Source organism: Amphritea atlantica (genome assembly GCF_018860855.1).
Taxonomy (GTDB): domain Bacteria; phylum Pseudomonadota; class Gammaproteobacteria; order Pseudomonadales; family Balneatricaceae; genus Amphritea; species Amphritea atlantica_A.
Genome location: NZ_JAHKQE010000005.1, coordinates 36,549 through 62,028, shown reverse-complemented (window position 1 = coordinate 62,028; position 25,480 = coordinate 36,549). Strand labels below are relative to the sequence as shown.

Here is a 25,480-nt window from a genome sequence, read left to right as displayed (position 1 = left end):
GCTCATTCGTTCGCAGGGTAACACCAACACGCTCTGTCCGTAGCTTCGGCTTGCAGGCAGGGCGTTTTTTTTATGGTGCGCTTGCCGATTGAAGTGCAGCATGCAGCTATTCTTGAAAGGGCTATTGTTAAAGGGGTTATTGTTGAAGAGGTTATTGTTGAAGGGTAAGTCGAATCCGCAGAGAGCCTAGTTACTGTTCGTCGCTGACGTTTTAAATAGCTAATAGGCTTGTAGCAGAAACAGAAAAGCCTAGGTCGAAGCCCAGGCTTTTGGTTTGGCGAGACCTGATTTTTGATCGTCAGGCGAATAAAGATTAATTAAGGCTGGTTAATTCAGCGTTTTCTTCATCGGTTTCATTGCGGCCTCGTGGGATTGAGGACGGGCATCGGTGATATGCTTTTTCAGCGATGGGGCGCAGAAGATTTGACGTTCTCCGGTTTGTAATCCATTGCCTTCAAACTGGTTGTTAATCTGTACTTTCAGACTTTTAGGTGAGCGCTGTTTCAGGATGTTATAGCAAACTAGGTGGCGCTCTTTATTTTGGATCTTATAGCTTTTTTTGCCATGAATTTTAGCTGAAGGGTTACACAGCATAACGGGTTGCCCTAATACCACTTTATCGCGACCAAACTGGTCCTGAATGGTGATTTCAACCGGTTTTGATTTTTCAGCAGGCTTCACATCGTAACATTGGAAATGTTCACCTTTTACGTCAACAGGGCCGCCATAGGGGTTAGCATCGGGGCACGTAACGGTTGTGCGTAATGTCACACTATTAACGGCAGTATCGTCTTGCAGGTATATGCTGAAGGTTCCGTCATTGAGCGTATTCAAAATAGAACCTACACCCGGCAGCGATGCTAAGTTGTATGACAGGTTTTTTGATGCGCCTAGGGGGTCATTTTGAGTCCATACGGTGGTGCTAAAAATACCTTGGGCATTATTCAAAAAGCCTAATTTATCATTCACAGGCACTTGATTGCCGAGCGATGTTACCTTCATATTTAATGTCGCTGCCGATACGCTACAGTTCTTGCCTACCTTAATATTAAAGGTGTGCATAAACATTCTATCGGCGCTGGTCTCATTAAAAGTGGCATGCCAACGAGCGCTTATCTGTGTTGGATAATCATAAACACCGGGGGGGAACTCACTATTGGTGATAGTTAATGGGCCTGAATTCTGCGTTGAGGTATAGGAAACGCTTTGAGCATTCACTAATGTAGGGCTGGCAATACCCAGGGTTGTGATGCCGAGGACAAGTAGATACTTTTTCATGATTAAATTCCATTTTGGCGATTTATTAGCGTTATGGTATTTAATCTACAAAAGTTATCGTCAGTGGGTAACTGTCGTGAACGACAGGTTAGAACGGGTATATCTATAAAAGCAGTTTTGAGGCGTTCAATAGCGAATTCGAAAGGTTAATAGTCGGATCTACTGACGGTTTGGCTGTGAATAACAAAGAAAATATGACGTGCTACTGTGAAATTGTAGGTCTTATGGGGTAAATTAGGTGGCCGATAGGCAGTGTTATCCGCGGTGCTGAGTGTCGACTCAATAATTTATCTAACTTAAGGTTCTTGTATGTTTTCAGTGATCTTTTCTATTTTGATGCCTGTTTTTGTTTGTGTCGGTATCGGCTATGGCTGGTCTAAAAGCGGAAAAGATTTTGATACTTCGCTAGTAACAGCCATCGTGACTTATTTTGCGACCCCTTGTTTAGTCTTTTATGCTTTGGCTAAGGTTGAGTTAGAACCATCCTATTTATACGATATGGGGCTAGCGGCCCTAACGGCGATTTTGGCATTTTCACTGATCGGTGCTGCGGTGCTGGCACTGTTTAAACTGCCACAGCGGGCGTTTTTGCAGGCATTAACTTGGCCAAATGTCGGCAATATTGGTCTGCCCTTATGTATGTTGGCCTTTGGTGAAGAAGGGCTCGCGTTGGCGGTGACTTTTTTTACGGTCTATGTGGTTGTGCAGATGACCCTCGGTGTGGCGTTTGTCTCTGGCAGTTTCTCGCTTAAATCATTGCTGAAGATGCCTATTATTCCGGCGACGGCTTTCGCTGCGGTGTTTTTGTTTAGCGATTTGACCGTGCCTGACTGGCTGTTTAATACAACTAAGTTGATTGGTGATCTGACAATACCGTTGATGCTGTTCACGCTCGGTGTCTCACTCGCAAGTCTGAAAGTTGGCAGTCTGAAGGTTGCCTTTGGCTTGTCGGTATTGCGTTTGTTGATGGGATTCGGTGTCGGCTTAGGGATTGTTTGGATGATGGGGCTGACAGGTGCTGCGGCTGGCGTCATTATTTTACAATGTGCCATGCCTGCCGCGGTGTTCTGTTATTTATTTGCCCAGTTATATGATCAGCGTCCGGAAGAGGTCGCCGGACTGGTTATCGTATCCACGTTTATGGGCTTTGTAACATTACCTGCATTACTTTGGTACGTGCTTTAGAGGGGAGCAATTGACCATTACTTAGTCGATTTTAGTAATGGTCAATCGATTTGAATTCTCTTTTAAGAGCTCGCCTACCGCTGTACTAACCGGTTAAATCGGCAAGCTAAACAGGTAATAAACCCAACCGGCACTGATGGCAAGACAGAGAATTAGCGCAATAGGATTGATTGACTCCCGAGGGATCGCATCGCCTAAATCTTTTTTTGTACCTGTCACCATTGATGTCACCAGTTTTTCTTTAAATAGAATACTGTGCACGACAACACCCAGAATATGTAAGCCGACAAGATAAACGAGTATCGACTGAACGAGGTGATGGGTTTGAGCACCTAAACTGGCAATCTCGTCACTGACACTGGCGTAAAACGGCCCTTCCCACATTATCTCATCGGAGGTGACTAAGCCCGATGCGACTTGCAGCATTAGTAATAGGATTAGCGCTACCACCATCATCGCCCCAGCAGGGTTATGGCCGTAGAAGTGTTTTCCTTTACCGGTGACGGTTGCTTTTAGATAGCTAATACCTTGGATCGGAGAGGTCACAAAAGAGCAAAATCGAGCATAACGAGTTCCCACGACGCCCCATAAAACACGGAAAAGAATCAATCCTGATAACGTATAACCACAATAGAAGTGCCATTGCATCAGGCTGTCATCCCAGCGACCGCTATAAATTAGAAATAGGAAGAGTAAAACAAGCACCCAGTGAAAAATTCGAGTTGGAATGTCCCAAATTTTAACCATCAATTCGATACTCCTTATGCTATTGAAGATTGGGTAGACGGTAGCTTTATAACAAACGTATAAAGCTACCGATGAGGTCTTATTTGGCGCGGTAGTCAGTGTGGCAAGATTTACATGATTTACCTAAAGGACCGATAGCATCACGCAGGGCATCAAGACCTTGTCCTGCATTGGCTGCCATGGTTTCAGTGGCGGCGGCAAAGTCTCCGAATTTTTCACCGATTTCAGAGTCTGCTTGCCAAATAGCGGCTTTCGCTTTGGTATGTCCAGAGAGTCCTTCGGCATCCATATCTGAACCTTTTGGCCACATTAGGCTGTTGTCCATTGTCCCAGCATTTTTCAGGTTATTGGCGATTGCTTGGGCGAGATCCGCATCATAATCTCGTTTACCTTTAGCCATTTCGCCTAGGATACCCATGTTAAATTTAACCACTTGAAAATATCCCTGACGGGCTTCAATTTGGTCTTTATAGGCGAAATCTTCTGCCATAGTAGGTGTAGCCACTGTCGCTAATACCGTTGCGCATAATACTGATTTAACAAACATCTTCATTGTTCGACACTCCTAGTCGTATTAAAAATCGTCATAATGGTATCACTACCAGCTATATGAGAAGAGCATAATATTATTGGCGGATAAGTAAAGTTATGTAAAGTAATGTTGCTTAATTCTTTTTCATGGCGTTGCGTTATGTTGGCTCAGTCGACGCTATTTGGGTGAGTCAACTATCGACAACGTAGCTATTTAAACCATAGATCCACGCAGTACCCGTGATGGCCGGTACTGCCGCAGCCCAGTCTTGATAGCGAGATAGAGTGGGTTGATCGCGCTAGAAGAAACCGTCGTCTGAGCATTTCTTCTCGCGGTAAATGGATTTAGCTTATTGTAGAGATAGTACCTGTTGCTGCTTTTTCTGGTTGTATGGGCTTTGAGGGCGTGCCATTAATCGTTCATTCACCAGTGCGGTGGCGAGGTTTTTATTGCCTGCCCGAAGCGCCGCTTCTAGCAGGGTACGCGCGAAGATATCTCGCTGTGCATGGCTGCCGCCAAACTGTGCGGTGGTATTGCGGATGGGCATCAGTTTTTCAATACAGCGGTTGTAGTCACCTTTAGCAAAGGCAACAATCGCTTCACAGACGGGCAGGCCTGTCTGTAACGACATGGCATGGTTGGTCACCTGTGGATCACCGGAGGCAACATATTGTGTTAGGTCTGAGAGTAGGTTGTTAGCCGCTTGTTCATCATGGTTGATGGCAAACGCGATGATGGCATGGGCATCGTTAAAGGTATAAAACAGCTGATCACTTTTCTGTTTCCAAGAGTCGCTGAGGATTTTCGCACGGTCACCCAAGGCTTCATCTTCAAGGTATAACCGCCATAAAACCGATGATGCATCGACCAACGCCATAGGGATCGGTTCGATATCGGCCCAATGAACAAAGTTATCGTATACCTCAATCGCTTTAGCCATCTCGCCGGTTTCTAGCAAGAACAGTTCATGGTGAATCGCATTATGCGACACCATCACATTATCGTTCTGCCAGTTTTGTTCGTAGGCCTGCATAAAGCGCGTGCCTTGTTCATACTTATTTTGCATCTCGAGTGCATGGGCAACGGCATGGATACCCCAAACATCCTGAGGATTGCGGTCGACCGCTTCCCGTGCGGATATTTCCGCTTGCTCATAGTGGCCGGCTTCCTCTTGACCAAAGCTGAGCATGCCCAGTAGATAGCCATACAGCGGGTGTTCTTTGTCCCAAGAGGGTAAGACGCGATAGACTCGTCCCCGCAAATTTGTTGCATCACCGAGGAAGAAGTCCAGTTGATGACCGCTGAGTAGCGCTAAGATATCCAGTGGGTATTCGATCAGGATTTCATCCAAGAGTGCTGAGGCTTTTACCAGATTGCCTTTAGCCCAGGTTTGCAGTGCAGCAACGTGCATCTGTTCACGTCGATTAAGGCCGGAGGGGTCGATGCGAGAGATTGTTTCTAGGCTTTCTAGCGACCATTGCAGATCATCACGGTCGGTGGTCCAAAGATTGATATGGCCGTTAAAAACTTGGCCCATCACGAAATCGGGTTCAGCTTCTAACATCTGTATAGTGAGGGGAACGGGGTTCTTAAAGCGACAGAGATCGGCAATGACTCTGTTATAGAGGTCTAGGGTTGATGGGTTATGAACGGTGATATCTAAATCGGTTAAATCCTTCACAAGTTTCTCTCCTTAGGCTCCTCAGGTAATGACGTTTAGCCGGTCATTAAGATAAATTATCTTTGTTTAACCCTGAAATAACCGCTCAGCGAATGCTGAGCGGTTAGCTACCTGATTATTTAGGTTCAGAGAGTGAAGCAAATACCCCGCCAAGTATGGTCAATATCTGATCAAGTTGTGCCTCAGTGATACACAGAGCCGGGCTCATGTTGATGATATTGTTGTATTGCTCGAAACTACGGTTAGTACGGCCAATCAGTAATCCCGCTTGTTTACAGGCGTTAGCCACTTGAATGGCAACAGATTCATCCACGGGTTCTTTGGTGGTTCGGTCTTTGACCAGTTCGATACCACAGAAGAGTCCAAGGCCACGAACATCGCCGATAATAGGGTATTTCGCTTGCAACGCTTTTAAGCCTGCCAGCAGGGTTTTACCCAATTCGGTGCAATTTTCGAGTAGATTTTCATCTTCAAGAATCTTCATATTAGCGGCAGCCGCCGCAGGGCCCGCTAGACAGCCACCATAGGTCGAAATGTCTCGGAAATAGCCCATTTTATCGTCTGATGAGTCTTCCTGGAGGCTCTCATAGACCGCTTCAGTGGTAACGGTACAGGAGATTGCTGCATAGCCTGATGCGACGCCTTTCGCCATCGTAACGATATCAGGTTGGATATCATAATGCTGATAACCAAACCATTTGCCCGTCCGACCCAAGCCGCAAACCACTTCATCAATGATGAGCAGGATGTCGTATTTTTTACAGATCTGTTCGACCGCTTTCAGATAACCTTCCGGCGGCAGAATAACGCCGCCACCTGCTGTGATCGGTTCAATAATCACCCCACCAACGGTGTCTGGTCCTTCACGAAGAATGACATCTTCCATCAGTTGGGCGGCTTTTAGGCCATAATTTTCGGTTTCACCAAACTGGCTGCGATATTCAAAACAGTGTGGGAATTCGACAAAGTCAGGTACAAAGGGACCAAACTGATCTTTGCGTTGTGACTGACCCGTAGCGCTCAGTGCAGCGAGGGTGGTGCCGTGATAATCACGTTCACGGTAAAGAATTTTGTTCTTTTTGCCCGCGTATTTTTTGTGAGAGATCTGGCGTACCATTTTAAAGGCTTTTTCGTTAGCCTCAGAGCCTGAACTAGAATAGAAAACGCGCTGCATACCGGGCATCTTCTCGATCAGTTTTTTGGCAAAGATAGCGGCAGGTTTGCTGGCCATTGAGCTGGCAAAGAAGTTGAGTTGCATCAACTGCTCGCTGATCGCATCGACAATCTCTTTACGGCCGTAGCCGACATTGGTGACCCAAACACCACCGGCGGATGCATCTAGGTATTGGTTGCCTTCGATATCCCAGAGGTTTAAACCCTCTCCTTTGACAAACAACGGCATCCCTTTTTCGGCAGCAGCACCGGGTGTTAGATGGTGCCATACATGCTCTTTGTCATGGGACCTAATTTGTTCAGTATTATATTCGCTGTACTGTGACATAAGGTTACTCCTGTTATACGTGCTATCAGGCATCGCGGTTAATTGAAAAGGGTGCCCAGCTTTGGCGCACGGGCATGATTTCTAATGTGTTGATATTGAGGTGGGCCGGTAACTGTGCGATCCACAGTAGCGTATCGGCGATATCGTCCGGTTGAATCGCTTCGGCGCCCTGATAAAGGTTGTCATAGGCCTGTTGATCACCGCCGGTTCTGACCAGTGTAAATTCACTTTCGGATAACCCTGGGGCTAAGCAGCTTACGCGCACGCCGGTGCCGCCTAAGTCACAGCGCAAGGCGAGGGAAAACTGCTCGACAAAGGCTTTGGTACCGCAGTAAACGTTGCCACCGGGGTAGGGCCAGTTGGCGGCAATGGAACCAATATTGATAATGCTGCTGCCTTTACCTCGAGCAATTAACTTGGGTAGCAGGGCGTGGGTCACGGTGGTGAGCCCTTTGATATTGGTATCAATCATGCGGTGCCAATCACTCAGTTCTGAGTGTTGCGCCGGTTCAGTGCCTAGCGCTAAGCCGGCGTTGTTAATCAGTAGATCAATATTGTCAAACGGCGCTTTCAGGTTTTCAAAAGCCTGTTGCACTGCAGCGGTATCACAGACATCTAGGCTGAGTGTCATCACGGCTGTTTTAGGGGACAGTTCAGCGGCGATATCGGCTAGGCGCTCCTCTCGGCGGCCGGTAAGAATTAGGTTCCAACCCGCGTTGGCGAAGCGGCGTGCAGCGGCTAAGCCAAAGCCTGAAGTGGCACCGGTAATAACGGCTGTTTTGTTCATCGTGAACTCCTTAACTAAAGATAACTTGGCTGCTGAAGTAGAGGCTGGTGCTGGACAACAGCATTAGAACGGGTAAGGCGATAGGGCGAAACGACAAGGGTGGCTTGCGGTGGAATAACCACTGGCCGCCCTGCACCCCAATCACAGCAGGAATTAATAACAGTAGGGTGGGTTGTAACAGAGCGTAAGTAACCACGCCGCTGCCAGCCATTAACCCAATGGAAATTAGATCGGTGCCGCTGAGAAAGATCACCATCGTGGCACGTTGAACCTGGGCAACATGGGCGGTCATTAGTAGGTAGCAGACAATCGGAAGTCCACCGACTGAGGCTGCAGCGGTAAAGGCGCCGGAGATTCCCCCGATACCACAGGTTTGCCATTGGCTGGCTTTTATCTTGAGGTTACGGACGAATAGGATCCACAGCGCCATGCCTAAAATGGCGATGCTGATAATGAATTTTAGAATGGGGTCGGGCACCTGAATCAATACCGTTAGGCCTAGCGGCATACCGATAATGGCGCCAATACTCAGGTGTTTCAGTAGAGTACGATCGGCGGACTTCCAGGCACTCGATAACATGCCGATAGCACCAATGGCATCGATAATAAGAATGACCGGTACACTCACCTGCGCTGGCCAGATAAGACTCAGTCCGGATATCGCAATGGCCGCAAAGCCAAAGCCAGTATAGCCACGCACAAGGGCGGCGATAAAGACTAATAGCATGGCCAATTCCTGATGAGGCATAAGCAGATCTCCGGTATCAATGACCCGTCAAATACAAATAATGGCGATCGGGTCGTTGGATATACGGTAGATGGGAAAGGGGGATCTGCTATAGGTCCAGCGCAAAGGAAGTTTAGTACCAGCGTTCTAAAATTGGGCAAAAACCTTTTTTAGTGCCGCAATGCCCGGTTCGATCTTATGGTTAGCAATAGCGGAAAAGCCCAGTCTGAAATAGTTTTTGGGTGGATTAGCAATGGGAAAGTGGATCGCTCCGGGTTCTATCAGAATGCTGTTTCGAGCCGCAGCCCATGAGACTTCCTCGGTATTAACCCCCTCAGGGGCTTTTAACCACATCGAGGTGGCGCCGGAATTGACTTCCTGAGTGGTGCGCATATGGGGAAGATGGCGGTTAACAGATTCAACCATCCGTTGAAGTTTAGACGCATTGATCTCACGAATTTTGCGTAAGTAGGTATCGTAGTAGCCGAGTGAGAGGAACAGTGCCAGTTGTCGCTGATTATTGACCGGAGGGTGGCGATACATCAGACGGCGTAATGCGCGAATCTCAGAGATCAGCTCTTCATCTGCCACCATATAGCCGATTCTGATGCCGGGCGAGATCGATTTTGACATACTGCCGATATAAATTACTCGGTTGTGTTCATCGTTTGCTTTCAGGGCGGGTTTGGGGTCTAGCTTCATGTTGATCTCGGAGTCGAAGTCATCTTCGATAATCACTAGATCCTGATTTACTGTCATATCCAGAAGAGACTGGCGTCTCGGGTCACTGAGTTCAGCACCGGTTGGCACCTGACTACTGGGGGTAATGTAGAGATAATCACAACTATCTAAGCGTTCATCAACGATGATGCCATCCTGATCCACTGGCTGCTGATGTATCTGACTGTCAAACAATGAAAAAATGTTAAACGCATCGCGAAAGCAGGGCGTTTCAACACCCACCTTCGTGTTTGTATTGCAGAGTAAGTTGGCCAGCAGGTAGAGGGAGTTCTGGGTGCCGATGGTCACTATGATCTCGTTAGGCTCGACATAGATCCCCCTTCGAGGTAGCAGACGTGTGCGTATCTGCTCAATGAGAATGGGATCGTCCGAGTCCACCATGTCATTGAGCCAGTATTTATTCCAGTGTCCACTCATACTTTTACGGGCAACGTCCCGCCACTGTTCTAATGGAAAGAATTCATGCTGAATCTGCCCGAATATGAATGGATACTCAAAACTTTGCCAGTCGTTGGGTTTGACGATATTCAACTCAGTACTGGGTTTTTTTCGGAATCGGTGTTGCCAGTTAGGTGAGCTATCATCTGACCTGTGCACTACATTGGTGCTAATGGCTTCGGGGCTTCTGAAATCGTGGGCCACAAAATAGCCTTTTCTGGGGCGAGCTTCGAGAAAACCGCTGTCGACTAAACTCTCATAAATAAGCACGATGGTATTGCGTGAAACCCCCAATAACTGGGCTAATCGGCGGGATGATGGTAAGGGCTGGTTGAACGGCAAATTTCCCGAGAGAATAAGGTTAACCAAATGCTCGCGAGTTTGCTCTTGAAGGGTCCGTTCTGGATCAAATTCGATAAGAAAATGTTGTTCAAGCATGTTTTGCTCATCTATTGAAATGTTATTGCTCCAATCTGATGCAAATAATAGTCCATCTGCTGCCTCTGGACCTATTGTTTTAAATGCTTGGATCTATCGCTTATACCACGTCTGCTTCTAGTCTGGTTACAGATCAACCGATTTCACACCTCTAGGAGTATTAATATGAGCGCAAGAAAGATTACCCAGTTTGTTAAAAAAGCAGCCACGCTATCGGTTCTTGCAAGTGGATTTGTATTTTCCAGCTTGGCCAGTGCCGATACGGTAACGATCGGTTACCAGGGAATGATGAATCCTTGGAAAACGGTGATAGCAGAGAAGCAGCTTGAGAAAGCGACTGGGATGGATATCGAGTGGCGTCGTTTTGATTCGGGTGCCAAAGTGATCACGGCAATGGCCTCCGGCGATATTGATATGGCATCTGCGGGTTCTAGCCCCATTGCTGCGGCGGTGAACCGTGGTTTGGATATCGAGCTGATTTGGATCTTAGAGAATATTAATGATGCTGAGGCTCTTGTGGTACGTGATGGCTCGGGTATCTCTGCGCCACAGGACTTAAGAGGCAAAAACATCGGTGTGCCTTTTGTATCGACAACTCACTTCCATATGTTGTTTGCCATGGAGCAGTTTGGTTTAACTGAAAAAGACGTGAAGTTGATCAATATGCAGCCGAATGCGATTAATGCTGCATGGGAACGGGGCGATATCGATGCTGCCTTTATTTGGGATCCAGCGCTGGGCCGTATTAAGCAATCAGGTCATGTGCTGTTTAGTTCCGGTGATCTTAGCCGCTGGGGTAAAGCCACCTTTGATGGTTTGGTGATTAATAAGTCATTCGGTGAAGACAAGCCTGAGTTTGTTGCTCAGGTGATTAAGTTGATTGCCGATGCCGACAGCACTTACCGCGCTGAAAAAGATAGCCTAACGATTGAGTCGCCTATGATCAAAGGGATTGCTTCGATGACTGGCGGTGCTGTGGAAAACGTTGCCGGTGTCTTGGCACTCTATGACTTCCCTAGTTTGACCGAGCAGACCAGTTGTGCCTGGTTGGGTTGTGGTGCTGAAGGTGGCGCGTCTAAAGCGTTGCAATTCACTTCAGAGTTTTTGAAGGAGCAGGGTAAAGTGCGCGCGCTCGCAGATGATTACAGCGTGTTCGTTAACCCATCTTTCGCCGAAGCTGCCGCCAAGCTTTAATCTTTCTGCTAGATAACCGTTTCGCTTAGGTGGCTGATGCTGTCACCCATCTGAGTGAAAGGGTTCGAGTTACACGGCTGTTTATAGGAGATTAGCTATGAGCCGATTACAAATTCGTGATGTATCCGTTCTTTATCCGGGAGTGAATGGTGGTGAAGCCGTCACCGCACTTTCAGGTATTAATTTTAATATCGAACCGGGGGAGTTTGTGGTTGCACTAGGCGCTTCCGGGTGTGGTAAAACAACGCTGCTAAACTTGATGGCAGGTTTTATCCAACCCTCTGAAGGTTATCTGACACTTGGTGAGAGTAGCATTGCTGGTCTACCTCGGGTCGCATGTGGATTAGATCTGAAAGATCAGATTTCAGGGCCGGGCAAAGACCGTGGAGTGGTGTTCCAGAAGCATGCTCTATTACCTTGGCTGAATGTTTTAGAAAACGCCGCGTTTGGCTTAAAGCTACAAGGGGTTGGCGAGAGCGAGCGTAAAGCGCGCGCCGCTGAGTACCTTAAATTAGTTGGCTTAGAAGATTTTCATAATCACCCCGTTTATCAATTATCTGGCGGGATGCAACAGCGGGTAGGTATCGCCCGTGCGCTGACCAACGATCCACAGATGCTACTGCTAGATGAACCGTTAGGCGCATTGGATGCCCTCACGCGAGAAGTGCTGCAGGAGTTACTGTTGGATGTCTGGTTAGAGACTAAGAAAATGATGTTCTTTATCACTCACAGCGTCGAAGAAGCTCTGTTTATGGCGTCACGGTTGATTATTATGTCGCCGCGTCCGGGGCGTATTACCCATGAATTTCCGCTGGAGTTTAATAAGATTTTTCTTGAGAACCGAGATGCTCGGAAAGTTAAATCTATGCCTGAGTTTATTGCTATGCGAGAGAAAGTGTTAGGTATTATTCACGGCGATGAAGCTGCAGGTGGAGGATTACACTAATGAATCAGACAACAGCTGCTACGACACCGGTTAATGCTAAGGTGTCGATTAACCCAGTCGCAACACCCAGTATTCTGAAACGCTGTTTATCCGTATTTGCCGCAGGTCCGGTAAAACCGGGTGAATCCTACGGTGCGCCGGGACAGGGTAAAAGCTTAGCAATCAGTTTATTCACCACGGCGTTACTGATCGGTCTATGGTATATCGCCACCTATTTTCAGTGGGTTAAGCCGTTATTCTTACCATCCCCTGGCGCTGTTGTGATGCGTTTTTGGGAGGTGGCAACTGAAGGTTTTGCTAACGCCACGCTGCTGGAGCATACCGGCTGGAGTATGATGCGGGTATTCTCTGCCTTCTTATTGGCGTTGGTCACCGCTGTGCCCATCGGGATCTTTATGGGGGTTAATCGTATCGCTCGCGGTATTTTTGATCCGATTATTGAGTTCTACCGTCCATTGCCGCCATTGGCCTATTTGCCACTGGTTATCATCTGGTTAGGTATCGGTGAAGTATCCAAAATTGTACTGATCTATCTGGCGATCTTCGCGCCGATGGCGCTGAGTGCTCGGGCCGGTGTTAAGTCCGTTGCGATGGAGCAGATTCATGCCGCTTATTCGATGGGTGCAAGCCGCTGGCAGGTGATTCGTCAGATTATTCTGATCAACGCCTTGCCTGAAATTTTGACCGGTATGCGAATCGGTATTGGTTTTGGCTGGACAACGTTGGTGGCGGCCGAAATGGTTGCAGCACAGGCCGGTTTGGGCTTTATGGTGCTCAATGCAGCAGAGTTTTTGGTCACTGATATCGTCATCATGGGTATTATCGTTATTGGTATCATCGCTTACCTATTCGATATGTTGATGCGCTACTTAGAGAAAAAACTGGTTCCTTGGAAAGGCCGCTGATACCGGTTGAGAGTATTCACGCTTGATTTAAGGCCGTGAAATATAAAGACAGATAGACCGCTTGCCGTGTTTATCTGTCTTTTGCATATTGGCAGGCTATGCCAGTGGTCTATCCAGAAGTGCTTTTAATAAGTGCTTTAAAAAGTGCTTTTATAAAGGCTGCCATCCCGTCGCGAAAAACATCTTTAATCACTTTCCTCACATCACTTTTCTAACCTCAAATTTTCTAAGGTTATCAGTATGTTCGGTATAGCCCGGTTATGGCTTGTTAAACACCAGTCGATTGTTAACATCACGACTCTGTTTAATCAGGTTGGGGTCTATGTCGCGGTTCTGTTTGGCCATGCGGTCATAGAGCAGTACATTGACGGTGGCTGCTAAGTTCATACAGCCGGTGGTCGGTATATAAACAACGGCATCGGCGGCGTTAATCGTGGCTTGATCTATCGAGCTATCCTCTGGGCCAAAGACATAGAGAGCATGCTCTGGGTGGACGAAGTCGGGTAGGGGGGTTGCGCCTTCGGCGAGCTCGATACAGACCATTTTCTGCGGCGCCTTCGCTAACCCAACAAAGGACTCGACTGGGGTTAATGGCACCTTCAGATGAGCGTCACGGGTGTCAGTATGATACTTAGCCGCTCTTTCAAAACGGGTGCCGTTATAGAAGATCGCCGAGGCGCCATAGCAACCCGCCGCCCGCATGACCGCCCCGACATTGGAGGGGCTTTTAGGGTTACACAGCGCAATGGCTGCTGAACCTAGGTTTTCCACAATACAATCCTTATCCAATCAGGTTATCCGAAAATCGACCAACCGGTGTGCTGCACTAGCTTTTCCAGTGCCTCGGTGCCCAGTTTACTGTTGCCCACGTTATCGAGTCCCGGTGACCAGACGGCGATGGAAGCCTTCCCCGGTGCGATGGCTAAAATGCCGCCACCGACACCGCTTTTGCCGGGTAAACCGACACGGAAAGCGAATTCACCAGAGCCATCATAGTGACCACACATTAACATGAGAGAGTTGATACGACGGGCACGTTGGGTGGATACCACGCGGGTGCCGGTGACTGGGTTTCGGCCATTATCGACCAAAAATAGACCGGCTTTAGCCAGTTGTTGAGTATTCATGGCGATCGAGCAATGATGAAAATAGGTTCCTAGCACACAATCGACAGGGTTATCTATCCGTCCGAATGAGGCCATAAAGTGAGCGAGGGAGGCGTTACGATCCCCTTTACTCTGTTCGGAACGCGCTACTTTTTCATCGATACTGATGCTGTCATCATCGGCGATAAAACGCACAAACTGCAGAATTTCCGCCAGCGTTTCTTTCGGCTGGTGGCCCATCAAAATAGCATCGGCAACGGCGATCGCACCGGCATTGATAAAGGGGTTGCGGGGTTTGCCGTGTTCATGTTCTAACTGCACGATGGAGTTAAACGGGTCGCCCGAGGGTTCGCGGCCAACCCGTGCCCAGAGAGCATCACCGAGTTTGCCCAGTGCAATAGTCAGGGTAAAGGCTTTTGAGATACTCTGTATCGAGAACAGTTGTTGGCTATCGCCGGCGCTAAAGACACGGCCATCCGCCATCGCTACGGTGATAGCAAACTGATTAGGGTCGATACAGGCCAGTTGAGGAATATAGTCGGCGACTTTTCCCCGTTCTTCACTGGCACCTATTGTGGCGACGATCTCGTCGAGTATCGCTTGCATCGGTCTGTCTCCTATCGTCTACGTGAGCGACCCGTTGGTTTGCTATGTCTGCTGTTGCCGCGACCTTTCTTTTTTGCTTGGCCGAAATCCTGCTCAAGGCTAGGTTCGTAGCCGGGTAGCCACTGTTGCATTAAGTGGCCATCAAGGATTTTGTGTACTTCATCCAACAGCCATTTCTCATCGGCGCTCAATAGGGTGATTGCAACACCGGTTTCGCCAGCGCGCCCTGTACGGCCAATACGGTGGATATAATCTTCCGCATTGTGGGGCAGCTCATAATTGATTACATATTTAAGTTGCTGAATATCTAAACCGCGAGAGGCGACATCGGTGGCCACCAAAACGCGAATCGAACCCTCTTTAAACCCTTCGAGTGCTCGTTCACGGGCGCCTTGGGATTTATCTCCATGAATGGCGGCGGTTTTTAAGCCGTCTTTGCACATCTCTTTAGCAAGATCATCGGCGCCTTTTTTAGTGCGGGTAAATACCAGTACCTGCTGCCAGTTTTTCGAGCCGATCAAATAGGAAGTGATCTCTCGCTTACGGTGCTTGTCCACTTCATAGGCGATCTGTTCGACTTGACTGGCAGCGGCATTACGCTGATCGACCTCAATCAGCAGTGGATGATTGAGCAGCTGTTGGCTGAGTTTAAAGACGGCATCATCAAAGGTGGCTGAGAACAACAGCGTCTGACGGCTTTGAGGAACCGCCCGAAGAATTCGCTTAATATCATCAATAAAGCCCATATCTAACATTCGATCCGCTTCATCTAAAACGAAGAAGGCCAGTTGACTAAGGTCGACTGCCCCGCGGGATAGTAGATCCATCAAACGGCCAGGTGTGGCCACTAGGATATCGACACCTTGGGCAATGGCATCCAGCTGTGGATTTACGCTGACACCGCCATAAGCGACGACGGTACGCAGTGAGAGGTATTTACCATACTCCTGAAAACTTTGTGCAACTTGTTGCGCCAGCTCCCGCGTAGGGGTCAAAACCAGTGCACTAACGATATTAGCGGAGGTTTGTTGATCGGCTAAGGTATGTAAAATAGGCAGGGCAAAGGCCGCGGTTTTACCGGTACCTGTTTGCGCGCCAGCCATGAGATCCTGCTGTTTGAAAATAGCAGGGATCGCCTCCTTTTGTACGGGAGTTGGCTGGTTATAACCCTTTTCTTCAATGGCTTGCAGCAGTGAAGGGTGTAAACCAAAAGATGAAAAACTCATAACCGAAACCTAAACGTTTTAATTGGCGCGAGTTTAGCAGATAAGCGATGTTTTTGCGGCTCAAAAAGTGACTAAAAATGGTACCGAAGCAGCGCTAAAGTGTTCGTGTTAGGTGGAAGAGGATGAAAACGGGGGAGAGAGTGCTGTTAGTGCAAAATGATAGCGGGGCCAAAACGCTATGAGTAGCCCCGCATCAGCTTATAGATTGCTCATTAAGTCTTCGAGGGTGTGATGAACTTTGTTGACCCATACCCGACTGCGCTGTCTTTCCATTAAGCCTAGATGTGGGGCTTCGTTGTCTTTCAGGTTGGCCGCGGCCCAAAAGCTCAGACCTAGTTTCTCGATCTTCTGCATGGTAGGGGTGTGTAGTGCGGGGATATAAAATTGAGCGACTGGTTTTTGGTTTGAATCAAACCCCTGCAACGCTGCTAAGGCTTCAATATTACTAAAGTCGGTGCCTCGGCCTTGGTTCTTGGCGACAATTACGGATAGTTGATGGCTGTATTTGTTGAGGAAGTTTTCCAGTAGATTTACAGAATCGGGGCCGCTATCGACGGCATACCAGTAGACTAGTTTAATGCCCATCTCTTGACACATGTCGATAACGCCATTCTCTTCGATCCAGCGATCGAGAAAGCGTTCGCTTTGTGCTGGAAGGTCGATTAGGACATTGCAATCATCCTCTAATGCCAGTTCCATAATCTGATCGATACTTTCAAAGTGATCAAGATTAATTGTTCGGGTGTAATCGAGGTAATAGCGACTAAGTGTCGGGTGTGACTGATCGGCATCCAAGCCGACATAGGGTTGTGATTTATCCAAGAAATATTGTGATAGCAGACGGGATAATACCGATTTGCCTACTCCGCCTTTTTCACCACCGACAAAATGAATCGTACTCATGTATTTAATACCCGTAATAATCGTTAAGTGTAATACTGAGGTATAAAATGCGCTAATGAATAAGGGATTTCAAGCCTATTACGTTAATCATTGGTCTGAGGCGGTAAATCCGTCTAAATGCACACTGCATCAGGGCCTAAGTGATGAATAGCTACAGCTTAGGATCTCATTCAACCAGATCTTGCTGCTTGTCATATACGATCAACTTAACGAGTGCAGGCTTTTATTATTTCGGCCTTGCACCCGTGAAGGGAATGCTTTGAACGTTTAGATTAAAGGGTTCTGACCCATTTAATAGGCTCGGGTATTGATTAGCTGACAGGCAACTCTTAAGCGCGAAGATAAGACCAACCAGCGGCTTGCTGATGAGCAAGGTACTGCACAGCGGCCTCCACCAGCTTAACGTCTGCCTGAGCCGTCAGGGATTGCGCTTGTAGGCTATTACGACACATCACCAGTCGACTTAAAATATCTGAGTCTGTCAAGGTGACTGCCACTGCCATTGCGGGGCCATTGACGACGATTTCCACTTGGGCATCGGGTTCTAATTTGAGTAAATTACGAGCGTTATTTTGTGCTCGCTTTAATGCATCCACTGTTGGTGCATGGATCAACAATTGAGTAACGGGCATGAGACTGTCCTTCTAAAAATTAAAGTGCGTTTGCGATCTCTTGAGCCATTTTTTGCAACCTGTCTGTGCCGCGATCTCTTGGACGGGGCAGATCAATGGGTTTATCTAACACGACGTTCGCCGGTGAACCCGATAGTACAATGACTCGATCGGCTAAATACACCGCTTCTTCAATATCGTGGGTGATAAACATCACGGCTTTGCGCGTCTGTTCCCAGATCGCCAGTAACTGATCTTGTAAATGCTGACGGGTGATCGCATCCACCGCACTAAAGGGCTCATCCATTAATAACAAGTGTGGCTTGACCGCTAATGCTCTGGCAATGCCGCCCCGTTGTACTTGGCCACCCGATAGCTGGTGTGGCCAACGCTCAGCCAACTCGTCCAGGCGAGTCAGTTTTAATACTTCGTCTATACGATTGTGTTTTTCTTCGGCCGTCAGTTTGAGCCCTGTCAGCCCGTAAGCCACATTACTGCGCAATCGACGCCAAGGCATGAGGCGACCATCTTGAAACACCACGCTGCGAGAGCGTCGGGTTTCGTCTTCTTCCACGTTTAGCGAAATAGTGCCATGACTCGCTGAGGTTAGGCCCGCGACACAACGTAACAGGGTTGATTTACCAACGCCTGAACCACCAACGACCGCTATAAACTCGCCGTCTTCTATTTGAAGGTTTAAATTGGCAAACACGGGGTCAGGGTTGTTACCGTAGTGATAACTTAGGTCTTCGATCTTTAGGATGGGCGCCATGTTAACACTCGCTTTTCAATGAAACCAAACAGGGTATCGCTCAAGGTGTAAACCAGAGAAATAATCAGCATGTAAACCACAACCACTTCGTAAGCACCCACGCCTGCGGCTGAATTCATCTCTTGTCCCATGCCGGGGACGCCCAACAATTCAGCGGCGATCAAGGTCATCCAAGCTTGTCCGATACCGGTGCGAATGCCTGAAAAAATACCCGTGGCAGCACCCGGTAAGGTTACTTGAAAGGTTTGACGTAAATGGCCATTTTGACCAAAAGCACGGGCCAGTTCATAAAAACGAGAATCCACATTGCGTACCGCAGAATAGGTTGCAAAGTAGTTTACCCAGAATACACCTATGGCAATCACGAAGGCGGCTCCCGCATGGCTTACTTTAAACCAAGCGATGGCAAAGACGACCCAGGCTAATGGCGGAATTGGACGTAGAATCCGCGCGAGCAAAGCATGTAATGCGTCTAGCAGCGATGAAGACGCCGCTAATGTACCCACTAAGAAACCAAGAAACGTACCAATTGCTAAGCCCCATGCGTAATGAACTAAACTTGAGAGGACTGCTGGCATTAAACGTTCGGATGTCCACTCATCAGCCAGAGCTTGTGGCAGTTTAAAGGGGTCTGGAATGGTGCCAGCCGCCGCCCAGCCTGCCGCTTGCGCGTATTTCCACAACAGCACAAATGCGGCTAGCCCTAGGATTCCCAGTAAAGCACGTCCCCATCGTGAGCGTGTTAAAGGGTGAGTGTGTGATTCCATGATGTGGAATTACTCCCTAATGAGTTCGTTATAAAAACGAACATCAAACAGTGCGTTTAGGTCCACGCTTGCTTTAAGTGTGCCTTGGCTGGCTTGAAAGTCATGCATGGTACGGGTGCCGTCGATAATGGCATTCGGATCTGCTTGGAACTGATCGTGTGAGTTCTTTAATGCATTTAAGATAATGTGTTTCGGTAAACGACCGCCACCCACGTATTTACCAACCGCTTTAACCGCTTGTTCTGGGGCGTTACGCAGTTCATTGGTGGCGGCAATGTGTGCTTTCACGAGCGCTTTTACCAGTTCAGGATGCTCATTGATCAATGATTCACGCACGGCTAATACAGCGCCTGGCTGATGAGGGAACATGCCCGAGCCAGAGGCCACGACTTTTGCAGCGGATTTTTTATCACGAATAATGCTGACGACTGGCTCTAAAATAGCTGCGCCATCGACCGCTTCGGTCATCAGTGCTTGCTGTACCTGAGCTGCGCCTTGGTAAATGATGTCGATGTTTTGCTTAATCTCATCACGGCTCATACCCAACTGGTTTTGCAACCAATACTGTAAGACGGTTTCAGGTACTGAACCCCTAGGGAAGGTGGAGATAACGGCTTTACGGCCTTTATCCGCTTTAAAGCGGGCAAAGGCTGTTTTTGCATCACCATTATCAAAGTAAGGAGACAGTTCGCCCAATGCGATCATGCTGATTTGTTCAACAATGTTAGAGGCAACCACTTTAATATCTGCGCCTTTGGCGCGAGCAACCATGGCAGGCCCAATACCAAGATAGGCAACATCTAATTGACCGGCTAGGAGCGCTTGCACAATAGCGGGGCCATTTTGAAATTGGAACAACTTAGGATCGCTAACGCCGGCGTTTTCCAAGGTGTCACCTTCCAAAACAATAAATGCTTGGGAAATCGGAATAATGGGCATATAGCCAATTTCAAGGTTTTTGTCGGCCGCAGTCACTAAACTACTCCAGCCACACAAGAACAAGGTCATCAGGGCCACGAATCGGGACATTAGAGTACTCCAGAGAATTAAAATTTGGCTATGAATTATATATAAACTAAAAGAATATCAAAGCTTATTTTAAGATCATTTAGAACTAAATAAATAAGCATATTTTATGGGGAGGCAATTGAGAGGTATTTTACAGGAAACATATTTTTAAACCCGTCATAAATTACCTGTCGGCTATGGCTTATAGGGGCGATAGCGGTAAACAGACAAAGTGATCGCATCACAATTATCATGCTAAAGATTCATTAGACTAGTATATCGCGCTGTAACGATATATATTTCGTTATATCGTGTTGTAGCGATATTATGAGTTTTGGTGAATTCACGCCCATGGTGATCGATAGTGCGGGGTGATGAATTTGTTATGAGGACCGAAAGCTTGTGAAACCTGTATTCATCGTCCAATTGGTTTTATGTGATGAAGCCAAGTTGTAAAAATCACAGTCCGAGAATACCTAGGGGAAGGCTATGAGTGCCGCTGAACTCGATGAGATGATAAAGGCGTTATCGCATCCGTTACGCCGAGATATTTTGCATTGGCTAAAACAACCTGAACTGTATTTTTCTGCCCAGGTACACCCACTAAGTTTGGGTGTATGTGCCAGCATGATAGATCAACAGGCAGGGTTGTCACAGTCGACGGTATCGGCACACCTGGCAAGTTTACAGCGGGCTGGTTTTATCCGTAGTAAGAAAGTAGGGCAATGGAATTTTTTTTCGCGTAATGAAGCCGTTGTTCAGCAGTTTTTGACACGCTTGAATGAGCAGCTTTAACTTAATTATTTAGACAGGAGACTGTAATGCCAACTATTTTTGATTCGCTCACCATCGGTGATCTGACATTGAAAAACCGTATTGTTATGTCACCGTTAACCCGCTGCCGTGCTGATGAAGGTCGGGTGCCGAATGTGTTGATGGCGGAGTATTATACCCAGCGCAGCAGTGCAGGGTTGATTTTGTCGGAAGCGACCGCCGTTAGCCCGATGGGCGTTGGTTACCCAGATACACCGGGAATTTGGTCTGATGAGCAGGTACAGGGTTGGAAACTGACCACCGATGCGGTACATCAGGCTGGTGGGCGTATTTTTCTTCAGTTATGGCATGTGGGTCGCATCTCCGATCCCTTTTATCTCGATGGTGAGCAGCCAGTTGCTCCTAGCGCAGTTAAACCGGCAGGTCATGTTAGCCTTGTACGGCCGATGAAAGATTATGTTGAGCCACGGGCGATGACATTGACCGAGGTTAAAGCGGTTATCGAGGATTATCGTCAGGGCGCGATTAATGCCAAAGCCGCTGGTTTTGATGGTGTGCATATTCACGGTGCCAACGGCTATCTGTTGGATCAGTTTCTGCAAGATAAAACTAATCGGCGGGATGATGAATATGGTGGTTCATTAGAAAATCGTGCTCGTTTAATGTTGCAAGTTACCGATGCTTGTATCGAGGTTTGGGGTAAGGATCGAGTTGCCATGCACTTAGCCCCGCGAACAGATGCCCATGATATGGGTGACTCAAACCCGAAAGCGACCTTTAGCTATGTGGCTACAGAGCTTGGCAAGCGTGGAATCGCCTTTATTTCGACACGAGAACACGCCGCCGATGACAGCTTAACGCCGTTGTTGAAAGAGTTGTTTGGTGGTCCTGTGATCGCGAATGAGAAATTCACTAAAGCGCTGGCTAATCAGTGGTTGGCCGATGGTAAAGCCGATGCGATTGCCTTCGGTGTGCCCTTTATTGCTAATCCTGATCTGCCTAAACGGTTAGAGCTGGATGCCGAGCTCAATCCACCGCGTCCGGAGCTGTTTTATACTCCAGGTGCTGAGGGATACACCGATTATCCGACCTTGGGCTAAATAGCCGTAACGGAGCGTTAAAGAAAGTAACAGAAGCCTGTATTATGCAGGCTTTTTTCGTTGTTAACGTCAGCGTTTAGGTTACGCAGCGTTTTATAAGTTTTATCTATAAATGCGGGGCTTAAGCTATGCGGTGTGGGTATGCGTGTATAAGCGCCATCGTTCATCGCGGAATTACTGAATCATAGAGTCGTTAAGTTGAACTGTTAATAACTAGAGCCATTAAGTAGAGCTATTAAGTAGAGCTATTAAGTAGAGATAGGCAGGGACATTATGGAAAATAATTTTTTAGCCACGATTGAGTGGCTCCAGCTATTGGGCAGTACGCCGTTGGAAATACTCGCCACCGTTAGTGCGATTCTAGGCGTGCTACTGATCGCCCGACAAAATATCCTTGGCTGGCCGCTAGGCATTCTATGGGCGTCTATCTCTGCTTGGTTAGCAATCACCGAGTGGCAGCTAGTGTCAGATGGTATTCTTTATCTCTCCTATATTCCTATTCAACTCTACTGCTGGTGGGTTTGGCTAAAGGGCGGCGTTACTCAAGCGCAGCCTTTTGTGCCACAGTGGCTGTCTGGGCAGCGGCAGTTATTACTGATCACAGGGGCCATTATCTGTATCACTGCATGGGGACAAGGGATCACTGTTTTGGCCGATAAGGTCAGCTGGATTCCTCAGCCTTCACTGCTGTGGCTAGATGCGATCACGACCGTATTGAGCTTTTTTGCTCAGTTTTTACAGGCGCGTAAGCGGATGGAAAACTGGGTTATCTGGACCATCGTTAATGTGCTCGGCATCTATATTTATTGGTTGAAAGGCTCGCCTATTTATTCGCTTCAGTATGGTATTTTTCTGCTGCTCGGCGTCTATGGCTGGATTCAGTGGCACCGGTCATGTCAATCGAAGCCTCAATCGTCAACGCCGGTGAATTCCTGATGCGGATAGTCATTACTGGTGCAGAGTCTTCCGGTAAAAGCACCTTAACCGAACAGCTTAGTCAGCGGTTAAATCTCCCTTTTGCACCCGAATATGCCCGTGTCTACCTAGAACAGAATGGGCAGGATTATGATCTCGATCAATTGGTACATTTGAGTCAGCTCCATCGGGCCTATCAGCAAGCACAGGTAGGTGATGCGCCGTTGGCTATTTTTGATACAGACTTGATCAACTATAAAGTCTGGGCAGAGGTGGTTTTTGGCCACTGTCCGACGATGATTAGCGATGCAATGACCGAAGAATCATCTCACCGTTATTTGCTCTGTAAACCCGATATCCCTTGGCAGCCTGATCCGTTGCGTCATAACCCTAATGATCGGGAGGTGCTCTATCAGCGGCACCTAAGCGAGATACAGCAGTTGAACCGGCGCTATGAGATTGTAGCGGGGGTGGGAGAGCTGCGCTTGGTTAATGCGTTGGCGGCGTTTGAACGACTGCTTGTGGATTAGATTGAGTGCTTAGTTGCGCCAGACGTGGCTTCATCAAAATAGCTTACTGAGCATCGAAATCCCTGTGTTGTACTCTTTCGGTCACGAATCAGTTAGGATGATGAATAAGCTTTAAAAGTACTCACTTGCGACCGTGTAATAGAAGGCGATTAATGATCTGCACCCGCTTCCATGCCGTTATTTCATTCCTGTTGATTTTGTGTGTTTGTCTCTTTTCTGGTGCCTCTTTCGCCACGACTCAAAAGATCCCAACCCAGGTTATTGGCAGCGATACGGTCAAACTTGAATCGTTCAGAATGGGCTATTTTGTTGATAAAACGGAAGCGATGACGTTTGCAGATGTGCAACCGCAAAGCTTTATACCCTCGGCCAACGGTTTATCGCTAGGCACCACGTCGAAGGTGACTTGGGTAAAGATCGAACTCGAAAATGCTAATACCTCGCCGATTAAGGTTTACCTTCACCACCCGTATGCCTATCACAACAGTAAGGTTGAGCTTTATGAAGTGGTCGATGGCCAGTTAACGCGGTCCCGTTTGCTGGATATGGATGATAAAACAACGTTGCAGTGGATGTATCGTGGTAGCGCGGTGTTTGATATTGAGCTGCAGGCGGCGCAACATAAGACGCTGTTTGTCAAAAGCCAAGCGTTTTCTCATCAATGGTTTAAGCTGAACCTTTACGATGAAAATCAATCCAAACGGGCGCTGCTAGGTCTGTATACTGATATTGCGCTCCTAGTCGGGATGATACTGGCGCTGATTATCTATAACTTTTTGCTGTTCTTCTCTTCGCGGTTAAGAGAACACTTTTTCTATGCCTGTTATCTGGTTTCGGGTGGCTTTTGGATCGCCCTCTCTTATGGCTTGCTGGCCGACCTGTTTGATGTCTATGGCAGTATTACGTTGAAGTGGCATCTATCGTTAGTGTCTATGCCGATTTTTATCTTGCTGTTTATGATCAATATTTTTGAAACCAAGAAAAAATACCCCGTTGAACATTGGGCGTTGCTGTCCATTCTGACGTTGTTAACCGGTGAGTTTATCTATGGTTTATTTGATATTGTCACCGCACTAAAGTATTCCAGTACACTCGCCGCGCTTATGATGCTGGTTACGCTATGTGTGACCCTGTCGATGTTGGTGCGTAAGCATCCTATCGCTTTATTCTTTCTGTTGGGACATGGCTTATTTATCGGCTTTAGTGGCTTAGCCGTTTTGTTTTATAAGGGTGAAATCGCCTTTAATTATGTGAATAGTCATGGCGTCGGTATTGGTATCGTACTTGAAGCATTGGTGTTGGCGCTGATTATTGCTTACCGTATTCGCTCCTTGGAAAGTTTAAAAGCAAATCAAGCGGACCTTCAGCTATTAGCCTCAACGGACCCATTAACACAGCTGTTTAACCGCCGTCATTTTAGTCTTGCTGCGAACCAGCTATTAGAACAGGCGGTACAAGCACAGCAACCTGTGTCTATTGCGATTATTGATATCGATCACTTTAAGATAATTAATGATACCTATGGGCATGAACTGGGCGATAAGTCCATTAAACAGGTTGTCGATGTGATTCGCTCCCAGTGTCGCCACGAAGATCTGTTAGCCCGTTATGGTGGCGAAGAGTTCGTGATTATGATGCCAGATACCTTTGCGCAAGAGGGCTTTTCACTGTCTGAACGCATCCGCCAAGCAATTGAGGCGATGACCTTGAAAACGGATCGCGAACAGTCGGTTAACGTCACCATCAGTGTGGGTATCGCCGAAGTGGACGCTAGAGCTCCAGATCTGCAAGACACCATTAACCGGGCTGATAAAGCGCTCTATCAAGCGAAGAATAACGGTCGTAATCAGTCGCAGTTGTTTGCGGAATAGGGCGGATCGTTGGTGTTTCAACGGCTTGATTACCCTTGAATGCGTGAGGCCAGCTTATGATGCCAGCTGAGTGAGTGCTCAAGGCTGAGTGTCTCTTAGGTTAAGGGTTCTAAAGCCATGCGGAGCCATTGTTATACTTTTTTATTGGGCAATCGGTTAGGATAGATAACATATTATCAATTATGTTCTAT

At 47.6% G+C, this 25,480-nt stretch carries 25 protein-coding genes; 9 read left to right on the top strand and 16 right to left on the bottom strand.

The window, feature by feature from the left end:
- Positions 1–327: 327 nt before the first annotated feature.
- Positions 328–1,278 (bottom strand): DUF7450 family protein, encoded by a 951-nt coding sequence (locus KO512_RS02210; protein WP_215950707.1) that lies wholly within the window; start codon positions 1,276–1,278, stop codon positions 328–330.
- 309 nt (positions 1,279–1,587) lie between these two features.
- Between KO512_RS02210 and KO512_RS02205 the strand changes: the two genes are divergently transcribed.
- Positions 1,588–2,463 carry an AEC family transporter gene (locus KO512_RS02205; protein ID WP_215950706.1) on the top strand — a complete coding sequence of 292 codons (876 nt, stop codon included), beginning with the start codon at positions 1,588–1,590 and terminating at the stop codon, positions 2,461–2,463.
- Between the two features lie 93 nt (positions 2,464–2,556).
- On the opposite strand, the gene KO512_RS02200 is transcribed toward KO512_RS02205, so the two are convergent.
- The 7 genes from KO512_RS02200 to KO512_RS02170 form a co-directional block, all read right to left on the bottom strand.
- On the bottom strand, positions 2,557–3,210 hold the full coding sequence (locus tag KO512_RS02200; protein WP_215950705.1) for a cytochrome b/b6 domain-containing protein: 654 nt from the start codon (positions 3,208–3,210) through the stop codon (positions 2,557–2,559).
- A 79-nt stretch (positions 3,211–3,289) separates the two neighbouring features.
- Entirely contained in the window at positions 3,290–3,763 is a 474-nt protein-coding gene (locus tag KO512_RS02195) for a c-type cytochrome (RefSeq protein ID WP_215950704.1), read from the bottom strand.
- Positions 3,764–4,091: 328 nt separating this feature from the next.
- Positions 4,092–5,423: a tetratricopeptide repeat protein gene (locus tag KO512_RS02190; protein ID WP_215950703.1), complete on the bottom strand. Its 1,332-nt coding sequence runs from the start codon at positions 5,421–5,423 to the stop codon at positions 4,092–4,094.
- Positions 5,424–5,538: 115 nt separating this feature from the next.
- Positions 5,539–6,924, bottom strand: coding sequence for an aminotransferase family protein (locus tag KO512_RS02185; RefSeq protein ID WP_215950702.1), 1,386 nt, complete (start codon positions 6,922–6,924; stop codon positions 5,539–5,541).
- Between the two features lie 25 nt (positions 6,925–6,949).
- Positions 6,950–7,711 carry an SDR family NAD(P)-dependent oxidoreductase gene (locus KO512_RS02180; RefSeq protein WP_215950701.1) on the bottom strand — a complete coding sequence of 254 codons (762 nt, stop codon included), beginning with the start codon at positions 7,709–7,711 and terminating at the stop codon, positions 6,950–6,952.
- 10 nt (positions 7,712–7,721) lie between these two features.
- Positions 7,722–8,459, bottom strand: coding sequence for a sulfite exporter TauE/SafE family protein (locus KO512_RS02175; RefSeq protein WP_215950700.1), 738 nt, complete (start codon positions 8,457–8,459; stop codon positions 7,722–7,724).
- 126 nt (positions 8,460–8,585) lie between these two features.
- The gene (locus KO512_RS02170) at positions 8,586–10,055 is read right to left on the bottom strand and encodes a PLP-dependent aminotransferase family protein (protein WP_215950699.1); all 1,470 of its coding nucleotides are present in this window, start codon (positions 10,053–10,055) and stop codon (positions 8,586–8,588) included.
- A 165-nt stretch (positions 10,056–10,220) separates the two neighbouring features.
- On the opposite strand from KO512_RS02170, the gene tauA reads away from it, so the two are divergent.
- From tauA to KO512_RS02155, 3 genes are all read left to right on the top strand, one after another.
- Complete coding sequence (tauA, locus tag KO512_RS02165) at positions 10,221–11,249, top strand: taurine ABC transporter substrate-binding protein (RefSeq protein ID WP_215950698.1); 1,029 nt, start codon at positions 10,221–10,223, stop codon at positions 11,247–11,249.
- 97 nt (positions 11,250–11,346) lie between these two features.
- Positions 11,347–12,195: a taurine ABC transporter ATP-binding protein gene (locus KO512_RS02160; protein ID WP_215950697.1), complete on the top strand. Its 849-nt coding sequence runs from the start codon at positions 11,347–11,349 to the stop codon at positions 12,193–12,195.
- Positions 12,195–13,100, top strand: a complete 906-nt coding sequence (locus tag KO512_RS02155) for an ABC transporter permease subunit (RefSeq protein WP_215950696.1) — start codon at positions 12,195–12,197, stop codon at positions 13,098–13,100. The genes KO512_RS02160 and KO512_RS02155 overlap by 1 nt, the downstream gene beginning before the upstream one ends.
- A 258-nt stretch (positions 13,101–13,358) precedes the next feature.
- Here the strand turns inward: KO512_RS02155 and KO512_RS02150 are convergent, their stop codons facing one another.
- The 8 genes from KO512_RS02150 to KO512_RS02115 form a co-directional block, all read right to left on the bottom strand.
- Positions 13,359–13,871 (bottom strand): RNA methyltransferase, encoded by a 513-nt coding sequence (locus KO512_RS02150; RefSeq protein WP_215950695.1) that lies wholly within the window; start codon positions 13,869–13,871, stop codon positions 13,359–13,361.
- Positions 13,872–13,894: 23 nt separating this feature from the next.
- The gene (locus tag KO512_RS02145) at positions 13,895–14,812 is read right to left on the bottom strand and encodes a glutaminase (RefSeq protein WP_215950694.1); all 918 of its coding nucleotides are present in this window, start codon (positions 14,810–14,812) and stop codon (positions 13,895–13,897) included.
- 11 nt (positions 14,813–14,823) lie between these two features.
- Positions 14,824–16,038 (bottom strand): DEAD/DEAH box helicase, encoded by a 1,215-nt coding sequence (locus KO512_RS02140; RefSeq protein ID WP_215950693.1) that lies wholly within the window; start codon positions 16,036–16,038, stop codon positions 14,824–14,826.
- A gap of 198 nt (positions 16,039–16,236) precedes the next feature.
- A complete protein-coding gene (locus tag KO512_RS02135; RefSeq protein WP_215950692.1) occupies positions 16,237–16,941 on the bottom strand; it encodes a mobilization protein MobD in 705 nt (234 codons plus the stop codon).
- A 329-nt stretch (positions 16,942–17,270) separates the two neighbouring features.
- Complete coding sequence (locus KO512_RS02130) at positions 17,271–17,573, bottom strand: DsrE family protein (protein ID WP_215950691.1); 303 nt, start codon at positions 17,571–17,573, stop codon at positions 17,271–17,273.
- Between the two features lie 19 nt (positions 17,574–17,592).
- Positions 17,593–18,324, bottom strand: coding sequence for an ABC transporter ATP-binding protein (locus tag KO512_RS02125; RefSeq protein ID WP_215950690.1), 732 nt, complete (start codon positions 18,322–18,324; stop codon positions 17,593–17,595).
- On the bottom strand, positions 18,309–19,091 hold the full coding sequence (locus tag KO512_RS02120; RefSeq protein ID WP_215950689.1) for an ABC transporter permease: 783 nt from the start codon (positions 19,089–19,091) through the stop codon (positions 18,309–18,311). The genes KO512_RS02125 and KO512_RS02120 overlap by 16 nt, the downstream gene beginning before the upstream one ends.
- A gap of 9 nt (positions 19,092–19,100) precedes the next feature.
- Positions 19,101–20,120 (bottom strand): ABC transporter substrate-binding protein, encoded by a 1,020-nt coding sequence (locus KO512_RS02115; protein ID WP_215950688.1) that lies wholly within the window; start codon positions 20,118–20,120, stop codon positions 19,101–19,103.
- Positions 20,121–20,588: 468 nt separating this feature from the next.
- Here KO512_RS02115 and KO512_RS02110 point away from each other — a divergent pair, with 468 nt between their 5' ends.
- The 5 genes from KO512_RS02110 (at position 20,589) to KO512_RS02090 (ending at position 25,289) form a co-directional block, all read left to right on the top strand.
- On the top strand, positions 20,589–20,894 hold the full coding sequence (locus tag KO512_RS02110) for an ArsR/SmtB family transcription factor (protein WP_215950687.1): 306 nt from the start codon (positions 20,589–20,591) through the stop codon (positions 20,892–20,894).
- A 26-nt stretch (positions 20,895–20,920) separates the two neighbouring features.
- A complete protein-coding gene (locus KO512_RS02105; RefSeq protein WP_215950686.1) occupies positions 20,921–21,973 on the top strand; it encodes an alkene reductase in 1,053 nt (350 codons plus the stop codon).
- Between the two features lie 273 nt (positions 21,974–22,246).
- Positions 22,247–22,909: a nicotinamide riboside transporter PnuC gene (gene pnuC, locus KO512_RS02100; RefSeq protein WP_215950685.1), complete on the top strand. Its 663-nt coding sequence runs from the start codon at positions 22,247–22,249 to the stop codon at positions 22,907–22,909.
- Positions 22,867–23,418, top strand: coding sequence for an AAA family ATPase (locus KO512_RS02095; RefSeq protein WP_215950684.1), 552 nt, complete (start codon positions 22,867–22,869; stop codon positions 23,416–23,418). The genes pnuC and KO512_RS02095 overlap by 43 nt, the downstream gene beginning before the upstream one ends.
- Before the next feature lie 152 nt (positions 23,419–23,570).
- Entirely contained in the window at positions 23,571–25,289 is a 1,719-nt protein-coding gene (locus KO512_RS02090; RefSeq protein WP_215950683.1) for a sensor domain-containing diguanylate cyclase, read from the top strand.
- The last annotated feature ends 191 nt before the right edge of the window (positions 25,290–25,480 follow it).